This window comes from Flavobacterium sp. MMLR14_040 (assembly GCF_033657265.1).
Taxonomy (GTDB): Bacteria; Bacteroidota; Bacteroidia; order Flavobacteriales; family Flavobacteriaceae; genus Flavobacterium.
On record NZ_JAWVWO010000007.1, the window covers coordinates 127,990 to 144,983 of the forward strand.

General features: G+C 34.8%; 11 protein-coding genes. 6 read left to right on the plus strand and 5 right to left on the minus strand.

Going from position 1 to position 16,994, the window contains the following annotated elements; genetic code table 11:
* Window positions 1–57 precede the first annotated feature (57 nt).
* The 4 genes from SD960_RS11650 to SD960_RS11665 all read right to left on the minus strand — a co-directional run bounded on the left by SD960_RS11650 (window position 58) and on the right by SD960_RS11665 (window position 7,019).
* Window positions 58–1,461: a RagB/SusD family nutrient uptake outer membrane protein gene (locus tag SD960_RS11650; protein ID WP_318803249.1), complete on the minus strand. Its 1,404-nt coding sequence runs from the start codon at window positions 1,459–1,461 to the stop codon at window positions 58–60.
* 11 nt (window positions 1,462–1,472) lie between these two features.
* Window positions 1,473–4,979, minus strand: a complete 3,507-nt coding sequence (locus SD960_RS11655; RefSeq protein ID WP_318803250.1) for a SusC/RagA family TonB-linked outer membrane protein — start codon at window positions 4,977–4,979, stop codon at window positions 1,473–1,475.
* A gap of 206 nt (window positions 4,980–5,185) precedes the next feature.
* Window positions 5,186–6,322 carry a FecR family protein gene (locus tag SD960_RS11660; protein ID WP_318803252.1) on the minus strand — a complete coding sequence of 379 codons (1,137 nt, stop codon included), beginning with the start codon at window positions 6,320–6,322 and terminating at the stop codon, window positions 5,186–5,188.
* Between the two features lie 133 nt (window positions 6,323–6,455).
* A complete protein-coding gene (locus SD960_RS11665) occupies window positions 6,456–7,019 on the minus strand; it encodes an RNA polymerase sigma-70 factor (RefSeq protein ID WP_318803254.1) in 564 nt (187 codons plus the stop codon).
* Between the two features lie 370 nt (window positions 7,020–7,389).
* On the opposite strand from SD960_RS11665, the gene SD960_RS11670 reads away from it, so the two are divergent.
* The 6 genes from SD960_RS11670 (at window position 7,390) to SD960_RS11695 (ending at window position 16,360) form a co-directional block, all read left to right on the plus strand.
* A complete protein-coding gene (locus SD960_RS11670) occupies window positions 7,390–8,007 on the plus strand; it encodes a TetR/AcrR family transcriptional regulator (RefSeq protein ID WP_318803255.1) in 618 nt (205 codons plus the stop codon).
* A gap of 57 nt (window positions 8,008–8,064) precedes the next feature.
* A complete protein-coding gene (locus tag SD960_RS11675) occupies window positions 8,065–9,399 on the plus strand; it encodes a TolC family protein (protein ID WP_318803257.1) in 1,335 nt (444 codons plus the stop codon).
* Window positions 9,400–9,416: 17 nt separating this feature from the next.
* Window positions 9,417–10,502: an efflux RND transporter periplasmic adaptor subunit gene (locus SD960_RS11680; RefSeq protein ID WP_318803259.1), complete on the plus strand. Its 1,086-nt coding sequence runs from the start codon at window positions 9,417–9,419 to the stop codon at window positions 10,500–10,502.
* Window positions 10,503–10,509: 7 nt separating this feature from the next.
* A complete protein-coding gene (locus tag SD960_RS11685; protein ID WP_318803262.1) occupies window positions 10,510–13,560 on the plus strand; it encodes an efflux RND transporter permease subunit in 3,051 nt (1,016 codons plus the stop codon).
* A 455-nt stretch (window positions 13,561–14,015) separates the two neighbouring features.
* Window positions 14,016–15,020, plus strand: a complete 1,005-nt coding sequence (locus SD960_RS11690) for an SDR family oxidoreductase (RefSeq protein ID WP_318803264.1) — start codon at window positions 14,016–14,018, stop codon at window positions 15,018–15,020.
* 143 nt (window positions 15,021–15,163) lie between these two features.
* Window positions 15,164–16,360 (plus strand): MFS transporter, encoded by a 1,197-nt coding sequence (locus tag SD960_RS11695; protein ID WP_318803265.1) that lies wholly within the window; start codon window positions 15,164–15,166, stop codon window positions 16,358–16,360.
* Window positions 16,361–16,401: 41 nt separating this feature from the next.
* Here the strand turns inward: SD960_RS11695 and SD960_RS11700 are convergent, their stop codons facing one another.
* Window positions 16,402–16,854, minus strand: a complete 453-nt coding sequence (locus tag SD960_RS11700; protein ID WP_318803267.1) for a hypothetical protein — start codon at window positions 16,852–16,854, stop codon at window positions 16,402–16,404.
* Window positions 16,855–16,994: the final 140 nt, after the last annotated feature.

A 16,994-nucleotide genomic window follows, 5' to 3' on the forward strand; every position in this document is an offset into this window, starting at 1 on the left:
GATTTTATAAGCACGCCTATGTAGGTTTTTAGGCGTGCTGTATACTATTGAATTTTATTAATTTTGCTGTAAATCAGGGGCGTAATCAAAGTAGATTGCCGCAAAAGGAAATTGGTAACGGGCTCCGTTTGGTTCGATACTAAAAGTTTCATTTAAGTACGTGCGTGTAATGGTTTTAGCAAAACGAGGATCTTTATTTAAACGTTTCAAATCAGCCCATCTAAATCCGCCTCTTCCCATTAATTCTTTTCGGCGTTCGGCCAGAACTTTAATAAGTGCATCATTAGCATCAACGGCGGTTAAATCAGTATAATCTGCGGCTCTAAAACGACTTTTTCTTAAAGTATTAATCGTATTCATTGCTGCTGCGGCGCTTCCGGCTCTGGCTTCACATTCTGCTTTAATCACGTACATTTCAGGTACAGTTGGCCCTGCGTTACGTCCGTCTCCAGATAAAAGCTCTTTTGAGTAAGCTCTTCCCTGAGTAAGAGTTCCAAAAGTCATATCATTTAATGATCTGGTGTACAACTGGTATCTAAGATCGTTAGTGTCAAATGAATTTAATAACTCATCGCTGAAAGATAAAACCATCGGAGAATACATATAGGTACCTGATTCTTTAGCCAGTATATTTTCAGGATCCTGAAAAGTTCTCGGCCATGAGTAATCGCCCAGATTTTGATAATCTTCTAAGTTCAATAAGCTATTTTGCAAAGCCAATGCGGCTTCGGCACTTTGCTGTGCTTCTGCATAATTTCCCATATACAAATTGGCTCTTGCCAAAAGTGCAAAAGCAGAGGCTCTTGAAGGAAACCAAATGTTTCTTCCGGTTTGTACGGCTTTTAATCCTGATGTAGTAGCTTCTGTAAGATCTTTTATAATTTGATCATAAACTTGTTTTACAGATGCTCTTGTAATGTTTTCGGTTACTGTTGGCTCCGTTAATAGCGGAATTCCCGGATCTGTTGCAGCTGTTGCAGGATCATATGCTTTAGCAAATACATTTGCCAGAGTTAAAAAGATATAAGCTCGGTGTACCTGTGCTTCTCCTTTTATGGCCAAACGCTCGGCATCTGTACCATTTGTACTGGTCATTACCTCAGAAATAATTACGTTGCAGGTGTACAATGACATGTACAATGAATTCATATTACTGTCTGTTTCCCCTACCGGAATAATTTCATCAGCCCATTTATACGTTTGTACATAAGGTCTGTTGTAGGCAGAACCAGAATAATACTGCTCGAAATAAGCGGCATGATCATCACGCATTACAATATCATCCGAAGCCATATCTATTAAACCATATGTGCTGTTAAACGTGCTGGCTCCCTGAAGTAAATATCTGTAGTTTACTGTTTCTTTGGGAATTAGTTTCCCTTCGGTTTGTATGTCTACGTAATTATCACAACTTGTTAAAAGTGTTGATAAAATGCCTATATAAATTAAATATTTTTTCATCGTTGCAGCTTTTAAAAGTTAAAATTGAATCCCATTGAATACATTGCTGTTGGAGGTAATTTCATGGTATTTCCCGTATATGGCAGAAAATCAGGGTCTAAATCTTCTTTGTTTTTTCTCCAGATAATGCCCAGATTTCTTGCAGAACAAGTCAGTGAGGCGCTATTGATAAAAGTATTGGCAAACAATTCTGATAAATCATATTTCAATGAAACTTCCTTAAAACGAACATGGTCTCCATCAATTACACGGTTATCACTAAAAATATAGCGTCCGTAACTGTAGCCGGTCATTCCTCTAACACCGGGAACATTTGTAGTTGCTTCGTCTCCCGGATTTCTCCATCTCTGGTCGATTTCTGCCGTTAAATCATATCCGTTAAATGTTCCGTATCTGCTTACATAATTGCTAAATGCAGGCTTAAACAATACATAATCTAATTTATAGGTTGCTAAAAGATATAGGGAAAGTTTTTTATAACTTAAATTAGCACTTAAACTTCCGTAATATTTTGGTGTAGAACTTCCCATGTATTTCATGTCTTCAATATCAGTCAACAGTGTATTTGGCTGTACAATGTTTCCTTCTTTATCATACACCTGAGTTGCTCCCGAAGCATTTAAACCTGCATTTCTAAAAGCAAAAACACTCCCAGTTGGATATCCTACTAATGGTGCTGTACTTCCTGAACCGTTTAATATATTGCTAAAATTTGTAAATCTTGAATCGGTTACCTCATTTTCGTTGTAAGACGTTACCAAATTCAAATCAAAACCAAAATTTTTATTTTTAACTATAACAGCATTTAAATTCAAATCAATTCCATGCCCTTCTAAAGTTGATGCATTTCTCACTAACATACTATTTGGAGTACCGTAAAATGGCGAAACCGGAAATTCCATAATTAAATCCTTGCTGTCTTTTTTATAATATTCTACAGTTCCGTTTAAACGATAATTAAGAAGACTGAAATCTAAACCAAAATTCATGATTCCTGTTTTTTCCCAACGCAATGCTGGATTGGCTGCCGCCGAAACAAAAGCAAATGGTTGTTGTGATAATCTGTCAACATCTCCAAGAGAAATACTGGTAAAAGGAAAAGTATTCAAACTAATATTCCCGTTATATCCATAACTTGCCCTAAAAGCCAAATTATCAAAAAGGTTTACGCCTTTCATGAAATTTTCCTTTATGATATTCCATTTAAAACCTGTAGACCATAAAGGAGTTCTTCTGTAACTTTTATCTACACCAAAATTGTTATAGTCGTCCAATCGCGCACTTCCTGAAATGGTATATTTACCATCATAAGTATAAGCTGCATTACCATAATAAGACAAAAAGCGGCGGGTTGCATTTTTTAAGGTATTATTGTAACTAATGCCCTGAGCATAACCATAAATTGTGTTAGGCATAGTAGATGGAAGATCAATAGAAGTCTGAGCCGTATCATTGTAACCGAATAATGTTCCTGACTGATTTGATTCTTTCGTTTCTCTAAACTCAATACCGCCCATAACATCAACAGAATGTTTATCGGCCAAAAGCGTGTTATAAACTAGCTGTCCTCTGGCAGTATAACTGTCTTTACCAAATCTTGAACTTTGATTTATACCTCCTACCGGAACTCCATAAACAAGTTCGTTTGTGGCCGGATCAAGATAAGTATACTGGTTTACAAAATCTCTGGCAAAAAAAGTATTCGCATTAGATAATTTTCTATTGTCCAGATTAGAAGTTTCGATGTAATAGGCTCCAACTGCATCCAAACCTTTAAACAAAGGTGCCGTAACCGAAATATTGGCAGAGTAATTTCGCTCTTTTAAATTTGTATCTGCATTATTTAATTCATCAATATAATTGTAAGTCCACGGCAAATATCCTTGACTTTGAAGTCTTTGGGTATCTGCACTATAAAAACGTCTTTCGTATGAAACTGAATTTCCATTAGCATCTACAATTTGGTCGTATGGCAAATACGTTGTTAAAGACGAACCAAGCGGCATTAATCCTAAACCATTTTGATCATAATCAAAAATAGACCCTTTAAAACTTGTACTTACTTTTAAGTAATTAAACATTTTAAAATCCTGGTTTACAGTAAATGTCATACGTTTACCACCAGTACCAACGGCCTGCGTTTTTTCGTTAGAAAAAGAGGCCGATGTAAAATATGTATAATCATTTTCGCCTCCGCTAAAGGAAAAATCATAAGTATTAGATTCTGATGGACGCAAGAAATACTGACTAATCTGATCATAATTATTTCTGCCTCTTAAAATATCCAGTTGTGCATTTTTCTGGTCAGCAGTAATAGTTCCTCTTTTTTCCTGAAGCATGTATTCGACTCCCTCACTCACAGGTGTTGAATTAAAAAGACTAAAAGCCATTGCCGGATCTGTAATAATTCCTTTATCTACCAGTTCCTGCTCTAAATTTAAAACCTGAGAGGAGTTCATTAGTGGCAAGCGCGATAAAGAAGCTTTATCTGCAATAGCATAATTTTGAGAAGCACTAAATTTTGTTTTCCCTCTTTTTCCTTTTTTGGTTTCGATTACCATAACGCCATTTGCAGATCTTGCCCCATAGATTGAAGCCGCAGCAGCATCTTTTAAAAACGTAATTTTCTCGATATCTTTAGGATTTATCGTTCTGATATCCAATTCCGTTGGTGTTCCGTCTAAAATAATCAATGGCATACTGTTGGCGTTATAAGTCGACTGGCCTCTTATTCTAAAGTTGTAACTTCCCTTGCCCTGATTTTCGCCAAATAAGTTTCCGTATACAAATGAGTTATCAGAATCTAAAACGTCGATTGCCAAACCCGCAACCTGACCTTCTAATTGGTGCATTACATTTGAAACCGGAATTTTCTCCAAATCTTTTGAAGTAATTACAGATACAGATCCTGTCGATTTGTTTTTTGAAATTTTCTGATAACCGTTATTCACGACAATTTCGTTCATTAAGGCTACTTTTTCTTTTGCTGTTATTGTGATATTGGGCCGACCTTCAAGAAAAACATTTGTTGTTTCTACGGTTAATCCTGTAACTTCGATAATCGCATCTGTTGGAACATCATATAAAACGAAGCTTCCGTCAAAATCGGTTACAGCTCCAATTTTTGTTCCTGTTACCCAAACATTTACGCCCGGATAAGGATCTTTCTGCGCGTTAAGGACTTTTCCTTTAACCTGAATAGATCCGGTACTTTTATTCTCCGGTCTTGAAGAAGTGACAACAATAGTTTTGTCCTGAATAGAAAAAGAAAACTGCTGGCCTTCAAAAATAATGGCTAAGGCTTCCGGAATACTTTTTTTCTGAATATTCAGGTTGACCGGTTTTGCATTCTCTAATATCTTCACATTGTAAAAGAAAACATATCCTGTTTGCTTTGTAATACTGTTAAATACGGTTTGAAAACTTAAATTATTGCCATCAATAGTCACTGTCTTAGTGCTTTGTGCAAAAGACAAGCAACTAAGAAACAGCAATAATATAAGGTATAGTTTTTTCAAATTACCAGTTGTGATGGACAAGAATTTTTCTATTTGGGAAGAATTCTTGTGTGGTTGTAATTTTTGATTGGTTAAAAATTTCATTACTTTTGAACGGTTAGTTATTAAATAGGATCGGTTAATTTTATTTAGAACTACACTATGCATACCCACAGCGCGCCAACGCTATGGGTATTTTTTTTGCGTGAAGTTCTTGCGCCACTATATTACTGTGTCACAATCACCTCCTTTCCTGAAACTTTAAAGTGAACATCTTTACTTTCAAGCATTTTTAATACCTGATCTAGTTTTAAATCTTTTTGAATGGCTCCTTGAAATTTTTCATCAGGAATTTTTCCCTTATAAATTACTTTCACATCATACCATCTTTCGATCTCCCGCATGATTTCATCATATTTTGCATTTTCAAAATAAAAGAGTCTGTTTTTCCAGGCGATGGCGAGTTCTGTATTTACTTCGGCAATTTTCATTGTATGCCTGTCGATTGTTACGGTAGTTTGCTGACCCGGTTTTACGATCATTGTATTATCATCTTCGGTCACTTTGATTTTTCCTTCTAATAAAGTAGTTTTTAAAACCGGCTCATTTTCATAAGCTCTGATGTTAAAATGAGTTCCTAAAACTTCAACCTGCTGTCCGTTTGAGAAAACTTTAAAAGGCATTTTTTCATTATGCGAAACTTCAAAATAAGCCTCGCCGGTTAAAACAACCGATCTTTCGTTTCCATCAAAATAAGTGGGGTATTTTAAGGATGAACCAGCATTCATCCAAACATTGGTACCGTCCGGCAATGCAATTTGAAAAGTTTTTCCGTTGGGCGTAATTAATGTATTATAAGTAGGTTTTCCGGTATGCTGATCGCTATTTTCATCATATCGAATGCTTCCGTCTTTATCTTTGGTAATTATCACACTTTGTTGGCTGGCAACAACTCCATTTTTCTGATCATTCAAAATTACTTTTGAACCGTCAGATAAAGTAAGTACAATATCATTAGAATTTTGAATTGCTTCTTTGTTTTCAATTGTTCCTTTTCCGGAATCAATTACGTTTGTTTTGGTTACTGTAAAATATCCAATTCCAAATAATAAGGCCACAAATGCGGCAATGGCATATTTATAATACGATTTTCTACTTTTCTTAGGAGAAATTCTTTTATCAACTGCCTGCCATGCTTTATTAAGATCAAGTTCGGCTTCGCTAATTTCAATTTGGTAATTTTCCTTAGCCCTTTCAAAATATTCCCTGTGTGAAGCTGACTCCTTGTACCATGTATCAAAAATCGATTCTTCTTCTGGGGAAAGAGTATCGTTTATTTTCGCTATGATGATTTTAAATTCCATTTTCAGAATCTCTTTAAATTAACAATTACTTAATGTAATATATTAGCAAGACAACCGAAAGATGAAAATGGGTGACAAAAAATGAATAAAAAGTGAAAAAAAAGTAAAATTAGCCTAAAAAGCAAAACTTAACTTACAATAATGGAGAGAACAAACTAAGCAGCAATGGCATAGCCTGATTAATTTTCTGTTTGGCACGTTTAAGCTGCGTCTTTACCGTATTGACAGATATATCGAGCTTTTCGGCTATTTCGATGTATTTGTAATTTTCTACAAATTTTAATTTAAAAATTTCCTGCATGCTCTCCGGAAAAGTTTCAATGATTTTTAAAATCTGCATATATAAGATTCTTTTTTCTTCTTCAGAAATCATTTCAAAATCTTCTTCCAGGACCAATATTGAATTCAAATCGATTAAATTAATGTCGTCTGTAATTTTTAGGGATTTAAGATAATTCAGGCATTTATTCCGAACCATGGCATACAAATAGGCTTTTAGAGAAGATTTAATTTCAATGCCGCCTGAGTTTTCCCAAAGTGAAATAAAAACTTCCTGCACAACATCTTCACTGGCATCTTTGTCATATAAAAAGTTATTCGCATACAAAACCATCCCTCTATAAAAATGATTAAAAACATTATTATAAACAGATTTATTCTGACTGCGGAGCTCTTCTAAAACTATATTTATTTCCAAAGTGAGAGTTAAAAAAAGAATATGTTTGTGTAAAAAACAAATCTATATAAATTTAATTTATCCTGAAATATCATTCCAATTTCTTTGAATACTATCAAAACTGATCGCCAAATTAGAACAATAATTGAGAAATAATAAAAAAACGAGATTTTAATTATTATAAAGAAACAATATTAGTAATTCTCTTACTCAATACTGATATTGCTTTAATACTATTAATCTTAGGCGATTGCTAAACTTAATACTATATGTACGTAAACTTCCCTTTTTAAGTTTATGTTTCACTATTAAAATATAAAGAAACAAATTAATTTCAAAAAATGAACACTGTTCAAAAAATAATTTTATATTTGCAGAATAAATTACAGCAATGAGTACTGCCGAAAGAAAAGCACGTGAAAAAGAAGCCCTAAAACTACTTATTCTAAAAGGAGCCAAAAAACTCTTTTTAGAACGCGGTATTGAGCAGACTACTATTCGCAATATTGCTGACGAAATAAATTATAGCGTTGGAACTGTATACGTGTATTTTAAGGATAAAAATGCCATTTTACACGATTTACATTCTATTGGTTTTCAAGAATTAGGAGGATATTTTGAAGAATTATTTTTGATAAAAGATCCTATGGAACGCCTAAAAAAAATGGGGTTTACCTATATCAAATTTGCCCTTGAAAATACAGAAATGTACGATTTGATGTTTATTGTTAAAGCCCCAATGGAATTTATTGAAGACTCTGAAAATGATGCCTGGAATGAAGGTGTCCGAACTTTTGGAGCCTTAAAAAGTACTGTGGAAGAATGCATAGAAAAAGGACATTTTAAAGGCCACTCTATAGAACCTTTAGCCTTTATGATTTGGAGTATGGTTCATGGCATGTGCTCTCTTGAAATACGCCACAGAACAACGGGAGTAAAATTCTCTAATCCGGATACAATCTTGTTTGACGGATATAACGAATATTTAAAAATAATAGAAAAGCTTTAAATTTTTTTTTGATCAAAAAAATGAACAACGTTCAACTAATAAACAATGTACAATAAAATGAAAACACTAATAACCCTAATGCTTTTTTGTTTTGGATTTCTTGGATATTCCCAAAGCAAACTCGATAATTATATCCAGATTGGATTAAAAAGTAATGAAGTCATTAAACAGCATAATTTTGACATCAACAAAAGCATGTATGCGCTTAAAGAAGCTCATGCCCTATTCTACCCCACCGTTTCCTTAAATGCCAATTACACCAAGGCAGATGGCGGAAGAACAATCGATATTCCGATTGGCGATATGCTGAATCCGGTTTACAATACCTTAAATCAGATTACAAATTCGAATGCATTTCCTTCTTTGCAAAATCAATCTGTGCTGATTAATCCCGATAATTTTTATGATGCCAAGATTCATACGACAATGCCATTGTTGAATTTTGAAATTATTTATAACAAAAGGATTAAAAGCCAGCAGACTTCTTTACAAAAAATAGAACTTGAAATTTACCAGAGAGAATTGGTCAAGGAAATCAAAATTGCCTACTACAAATACCTGCAATCTATTGAAGGAATTAACATTTATCAGGATGCTTTAAAACTGGTTAAAGAAAACCAAAGGGTCAATCAGTCTTTATTTAAAAATGATAAAATAAACCGTACCGCCGTTTTGAGAAGTGATAATGAGGTAATTCGCATCGAAGCAAACCTGGAAACAGCCAAACAAGTAAACAGCAACGCTAAAACTTATTTTAATTTTTTAATCAATCAAAAACTGGATAGTGAAATTGAAATTGATGCAAACAACGAAGCTACGCCTACTATTTTGGTAAATGAAAATACTTCAAACCGCGAAGAACTTTCAAAATTAACTCAGGTTAGCGAGATTAACAGTAATGTCAGCAAACTAACCCAATCGTATTGGTATCCAAAATTAAGCGGCTTTGCTGATTTTGGTTTTCAGGATTTTGATTTTGAAGTCAACAAACAATCCCGATATTATTTTGCAGGAGTTGGTTTAGAATGGAACATTTTTTCGGGCAACAAAAACAAATACAAGCTAAAACAGGTTGACGAAGACAGTAAAAAAATAAGTTCTCAAACCGATAATGTAAGACAGCAATTACTGCTTCAGTTTCAGGTATCTCAAAACAATCTCAAGTCGGCGTTGGAACAATTTAATGCAGATAAAAACCAAAAAGAATCGGCTAAAAAATACAACGAAGATATTACCAAATTATACAAAGAAGGTCAGGCGATTTATATCGAATTGCTTGATGCACAAAATCAATGGGTTAATGCCCAGCTCAATACGAATATCTCACTTTATAATTCCTGGATTGCTTTTGCCGAATTAGAAAGAGCCAATGCCACTTTTACTTTTAAATAATCCCAAAAACAAAAATTATGAAATCAAAAATTTACGAATACCTCAATAATAATTTTATACATAAAAAAGCATTCGCAATATGTCTTTTTGTATTTCCCGTTTTTTATGCCTGTCATGAAGAAAAAAAAGAAACTACTCCATTTGAAAACAGCGAAACTGTTGCTATCAAAACAGCGACTGTCGAATCTCTTTCCTTAACAAGCAACATAAATGCTTCCGGTTTAGTGACCACTGAAAATTCTGCTAATTATGCTTTTAAAATTGGAGGCGTAATCAATAAAATTTATGTTGAAGAAGGTCATTTCTTTAAAAAAGGACAACTTCTGGCCACTTTGGATGCTACGGAAATTAGCGCAGGTTTAAACCAGACAGATCTCAACGTCAAAAAATACGAACGCGATTATAACCGTGCTTACAATTTGTACAAAGACAGCGTCTATACTTTAGAACAGCTTCAAAACACAAAAACCGGTCTGGACATTGCCAAAAAACAAAAAGATGCCGTGGCTTTTAATGCACGTTATGCCAAAATATATGCTACTGCCAATGGTTTTGTTTCGCAAAAATTAGCCAATGAAGGCGAAGTTGTGGCACCCGGTTCTCCTATTTTGGCCATAAACGAAACAACCCAAAACAATAATTATTTATTAAAAATTGGTTTGACAGACAAAGAATGGGCAGCCGTAAAATTGGGACAAAAAGCCATTGTAACTCTTGACGGTTATCCTGATAATCAATTTAATGCAACTGTTTTTAGAAAATCTCAGGCGGCAGATGCGGCACTTGGCTCTTTTCAGGCCGAATTAAAACTGGACATGAAAAACAGTAAACCGGCCGTGGGAATGTTTGGCAAAGCCGAAATACATACTGATGCGACAAAAGATGTCATTACAATTCCGTATGATGCTCTTATTGAAGCCGATGGAAATAAAGCTTTTGTATTTATTGTAGCAAACAACAAAGTAAAAAGAAAGCCTGTTTCTATTTTTAAATTTGAAAATAATACGGTTTACATCAAAGACGGCCTGCAAAAAACAGATCAGATTGTGATCTCAAACAGTGCTTATTTAAATGAACAATCAACGATCAAAATCATTAAATAATCATAAGATGAAGATAACAAACTTTGCCGTTAAAAATTATCAGTTTACGCTGATTATATTTCTTCTAGTGTCGGTTGTGGGGTATATTACGCTGTTTTCGATGCCAAGATCAGAAGATCCTTCTACGCACCCGCCCCAATATCTTATTACGGTTATTTATCCCGGAACGAGTCCGAAGGATATGGAGGAACAAGTTGTCAAACCTATTGAAAATAAGATTTACGGACTTGAAAATATCGATAAAATCTTAACTACTGTCGAAGATGGTGTTGCTGCTTTTCAGGTAAAATTTAAATACGGAGTTGATGTTGACAACAAATATCAGGAAATTTCTACTGAAATGAATGCACTGAAAAACAGTGAACTTCCAAAAGATATTTATCAGATTAAAACAGAAAAAATTGCTTCTTCTGATGTAAAAATTCTTCAGGTGGCTTTGGTTTCTGAAAATGCTTCGGATAAAAAACTGCGCAACGAAGCGGATGAATTAAAATCAAGACTGGAAAAAATCACCAATTTAAAAGACGTAAAATATTCAGGCGTTCCCGAACAGGAAATTCGAATTGATCTTCAATTGGATAAATTAGCACAATTAAAAATTCCGTTGAACGTCGTTATGGGGAGCTTACAAAGTGAAGCCGCCGATATTCCCGGAGGAAGTATTGATCTTGATACCAAGGTTTTTAATGTGAAAACAAGCGGAAAATTTAAAAATGAAGAAGACGTTGCCAATACCGTTATTTACAATGCAAACGGAAAAATAATCTACATGAAAGATGTTGCCGAAGTAAGCTACAAATCTCAAACGGTAGATCATATTACCCGCATTAACGGACATCGTTGTGTTTTGGTTACAGCCGGAATGAAAGACAATGTAAACATCACCGATGTTAAAAAACAATACGACCCAATTGTAGCCGAATTTACAAAAGAATTACCTCAAAATATTAAATTGATCACCAACTTTGATCAGGCGAATATGGTGTCGCAGCGTTTAGGCCATTTGGGTTTTGATTTCGGGCTTGCCATTTTTCTCGTTATTATCACGCTTTTACCGTTAGGATCAAGAGCTTCTATAATTGTGATGATTTCGATTCCGCTTTCATTGGCTTTAGGATTAATTGCGATGAATGCCTTAGGTTTTTCTTTAAACCAATTAAGTATCGTGGGACTGGTTGTCGCACTTGGTTTACTGGTGGATGACAGTATTGTGGTTGTCGAAAATATTGAACGCTGGCTTCGTGAGGGCCACTCCAAAATGGAAGCGGTTCTGAAAGGCACAAAACAAATCGGAATTGCTGTTGTAGGATGTACCGCAACACTGATTATTGCATTTTTACCTTTGGCTTTTCTGCCGGATGTTGCGGGCGAATTTATCAAAAGCCTTCCAATGGCGGTTATTACAAGTGTTTTGGCATCTATGGTTGTTGCCTTAACATTGGTACCTTTTCTGGCCAGCCGATTTTTAAAAACACACGATCACGCCGGTGGGAATATTTTTCTTCAATATCTGCAAAAGTTTCTAACCAGATCCTATCGTGATATTATGCCAAAAGCTTTACAATATCCTAAAACAACCATTGCAATTTCTTTATTATTAAGTTTTACAGCTTTTGGATTATTCAGTCTTACAGGATTTAAATTGTTTCCTACTTCTGAAAAGCCTATGTTTTTAATCAATATAAAAACACCGCTTCAATCGAATATTTCAGAAAGCGACAGGGTTACCAAAATGATAGAAGCAGAATTAAAAAATCATAAGGAAATCGCTTTTTATACTTCAAATGTTGGCAAAGGAAATCCGCAAATTTACTATAACGTACACCCACAGGATCGAAAACCTGATTTTGCCCAGATTTTTGTTCAGTTGGAAGATGAGGCAAAACCTTCTGCTAAAACGGAATTGATTGAAAATTTAAGAGAGAAGTTTAAAACAATGCCGTTCGCCAAAATCGAAGTAAAAGATTTTGAACAAGGTCCGCCGCTGGAAGCTAATATCGTGGTACGTTTATTTGGCGAAGACCAGAAAGTGCTTCGAAAACTGTCTTCGGAAGTAGAAAATATTTTAAGAAATCAGGAAGGAACAATTTACGTTAACAACGAACTGAATACTTATAAAACTGATGTTAAGGTAAAAATCAACAAAGAAAAAGCAAGAACATTGGGGATTTTAACTAGTGAAGTCGATAAAGTGATTCGCCTTGCAGTTGCCGGATTAACCGTTGGAGATTATATTGACGATCGTGGCGATGCCAGAAATGTAACGCTCACACTGCCAAGAGATAAGTTTGCCAATCTTGACGCCTTAAAAAACTTGTACGTCAACAATATTCAGGGAACGCCGATTGCGCTGAATCAGATTGCGACAATCTCTTTTGAAACCTCGCCAACGGCAATCAATCATTTCAATAAATCCAGATTCTCAAAAGTTACAGCAGTTTCTAAACATGGTTTTTATGCGAATGATTTGTTGGTAGACATAATTCCTAAATTGGATAAATTAAAAATGCCAAAAGGATATTATTACAAACTCGCAGGCGAAAAAGAATCCGAAGGTGATTCGCTGGGAGGTAATTTTCTTTCGGTCATAATTTTGAGTACTTTTTTATTCATTGCGGTTTTATTGCTGCAGTTTAAAACCTTTAAAGGAATCATCATAGTATTGTCTATCATTCCGTTAGGGATTTTGGGTGGCGTCGTATTTTTGTTAATCGACGGAAGCCCGATGTCATTGGTGGCGATTATTGGTTTTATCGGACTTTCTGGTATACAAGTTAAAAACTCACTTTTACTGGTCGATTTTACCAATCAGTTGCGACAAGAAGGACATTCTATTGATGAAGCAATTGCCATTGCCGGCGAAACCCGTTTTCTGCCTGTTGTATTAACATCCATTACGGCAATCTGCGGACTTATTCCTTTGGCTTTAAACTCAAATCCATTGATTGCGCCATTGGCGATTGTATTAATTGGAGGTTTGATAAGTTCTACTATTCTTTCCAGAATCGTAACACCGGTAATGTATAAATTAATACCTCCTAATCTTGATATTGAATAATTAATTCAAGTTGCTAGTTTAACAAGTAAATTGGTTGTAAAAAATATATAATCCCTACGGGATATTTCCAGGGTGTGCCCTTCGTTAATTCTACCAATATTTAACTCCTAACGGAGTAATAAAAAATATCTCGGAGAGATTACATATTGGTAGAAATCAATTTATTTGTGTCATTTTTTGTCCCGTAGGGACTACACTTATTAACTAGCAACTTGAATTAATTATAATTGGGAAATCTGATAAATAGAATAAAAAACACTTTACCAAAATTACACATCAAAAACAAAAAGGCTGTCAGACAGCCTTTTTCTGTTTTGTATAACAGCTGACTTATATTTCTGTAACATATTATAAAAATTCTATAAAATCATGGTAAGGTCATTTTTTATATTTGACTGAATATCAATAATATCAAGAGTTAAAAATTTTATAGAAACAAAATAATAATTACAATTATGGAGACAAAAAACACAATATCCCGCCGATCTGCAATTACGGGTATGGGAGCAATATTGGCAACTGCATCGATTAATCCAATTATGGCAAGTGCTTTAAATGATGATGAAATTAGTTTATCAACCGGACCGGAAGATCCAAAAACAAAATATCCAAGACCTCCATTTAAAGAACAATCACAGCCCTGGCCGGGACTTGTGAGTAAAATGGATCCAAGACCAGATCACGGCGAGAAAAGCTACAAAGGAACCGGACGATTAAAAGGCCGTAAAGCACTTATAACAGGTGGTGACTCGGGAATGGGAAGAGCTGCTGCTATTGCCTATGCAAGAGAAGGTGCTGATGTGGCGATAAATTATTTTCCAAATGAGGAAGAAGACGCCAAAGAAGTTATTCAATTGATAAAAGCAGAAGGACGTAAAGCTGTCGCAATTCCGGGGGATTTGCGTGACGAGGCATTTTGCAAATCATTGGTTGAACAGGCAGTAAAAGGTCTTGGCGGACTTGATATTGTAGTTAATAATGCGGCACGCCAACAAACACATGCGTCAATTCTTGATATTTCTACAGAGGAATTTGACTGGACGATGAAAACTAATATTTACGCTCCTTTTTGGATTATCAAAGCTGCTCTTCCGCATCTAAAACCCGGGGCTTCTATAATTGGAACCAGTTCTGTACAAGCCTACGCTCCCACTGAGGATTTATACGATTATGCACAAACAAAAGCGGCCACTACAAATTATATTAAATCGCTGGCGAAACAACTTGCTCCAAAAGGTATTCGTGTTAATGGTGTTGCGCCGGGACCAATATGGACTCCTTTGCAGGTTAGCGGAGGAGCTACCATGGAAAAACTCAAAGAATTTGGTGGACAAACTCCGTTAGGAAGACCGGGACAACCCGCAGAGCTAGCTTCGATTTATGTGCAACTCGCCGCAAATGATGCTAGTTATGCTACTGGTCAAATTTACGGTTCAAGCGGTGGAGAAGGAAATCCTTAAAAAGCAATAAGTACAAAAGCTTTTTAAATACTAAAGGAAAATGCTATTTATAAATATTGAACAGTAAAGTATTTCAGATTCAGAATAAAGAATATTTAACAAAACTTAAAAATGCAAAAACACTCTGCTAAAATTATATTATTATGGATGAAGCAGCACTTTTAAAACGACGAAAAAGCAGAATTGCCAATGCTATTTTCTTTTTTATTTCCGGATTTGGATATGCGGCATGGGCTTCGAGAATACCCACGATTCGAACTACTTTTAATCTAAGCGATAGTATGCTTGGAAGTATTTTGTTTGCAATGCCAATTGGTTTATTATGCACGCTGCCGTTAACAAATTATCTTTTAGGAAGAAACAGCAGTAAAAAAATAATGCTTATCGGATCAATTGCTTTCAATGGTGTTTTATGCTTAACCGGTTTTGTTTCTGAAGTTTGGCAGCTCTTTATTATATTATTTTGTTTTGGATCATCACGAAATCTTTTAAATATCAGCATGAATGCTCAGGCAGTTAGCGTTCAAAAACTATACGATAAAAAATCTATCATAACTACATTTCATGGTATTTGGAGTGTTGCCGGATTTGCTGGTGCGGCACTAGGTTATGTTCTGGTAAGTTTTGGCATTGGTATAGAATGGCATTTTCCTTTAGTTGGAATTATCATGATTGCATTAACACTTTATCAATATCAATATACACTCTATGCTCCTCCCGATACACAAAAACATAAAACATTGTTTGCACTTCCAGACAAATCCATACTAAACTATGCCATTATCGTTTTTATCTGTATGGCATGCGAAAATACGATGTACGACTGGAGCGGTGTATATTTTCAAAAGACTATGAATGCTTCTCACTCTATGGCAACAGGTGCATTTGCCGTTTACATGATTATGATGACTCTGGGCAGGTTTGCAGGCGATCGTATCGTGAGCAGGATTGGTGTAAAAAAAATGCTTTTATACAGTGCTACACTTCTTGGTCTAGGTTTCTTGCTGGTTGTACTGCTGCCCTATCCTTTTACGGGAATTCTTGGCTTTATACTAATTGGATTAGGAATTTCATGTATTTCACCCCTTGTTTTTGGCCTTGCCGGAAAATCGGCAATTCATAGCAGCGCAAGTTCTCTTGCTGCTATATCAAGCATCAGTTATCTCGGATTTTTGGCTGTACCGCCTCTTATTGGTTTCATTTCTGAAGCTACCAGTATGCGGGTTTCTTTCGGAATTATAACTTTTCTTACCGCTATTATGATTTTCCTTGTTTATAAAATTAAAGAAGAATCAAATGTGCTGCAAAATGCCACAAGCATAAAATTTGAGGAAAACTAAAATTACTAAAAACTTTTAAGTCATTATTTATGGCTAAAGTTTTAGCTAAAGTATCTGTTTTGAAGTTCCTTCTTTTTGTACTGTTGCATCGATTTGTCTTTACTCCAATATTGTATAATCGAATCAACGACGTGTTTGAATTTCTCGAAAGTATAAGGTTTTACAAAATAACTATGTGTGGGTACTGAATACGTATCAATTATAAAACACTGATTAAATAATGTTGTAAAAAACAAGCACGGACAACAAAACTCTAAACACATACTTTTGTGTTTATTGTACGTAGATTGATCTTCGCCGCCCTGAAACAAAACAATATTTGAAAAAAGTAAAAAAGGTTTTATTTTCTTTGACATCAAATATTGATAAGCTTCGTTGCAGGAACTAAAACAAAACATTTTATTGGGTAATTTTAAGTCCGAAAATATTTCTGCAAACAATTTGCGGTCATCTTCGTTATCCTCAATAATAACAATTGGTCCTTTTTTATTCATAACTAAAATTTTTTAGGTTTATAATTACAGAATAATCTTAATTCCAAATTTTTGTTTTCTAAGACTTTTTGGTTTACATAATTTTTATCAGGATTTATATAATTCCCATGTTTATTGTTTTTTGATTTCTTTATTCAATT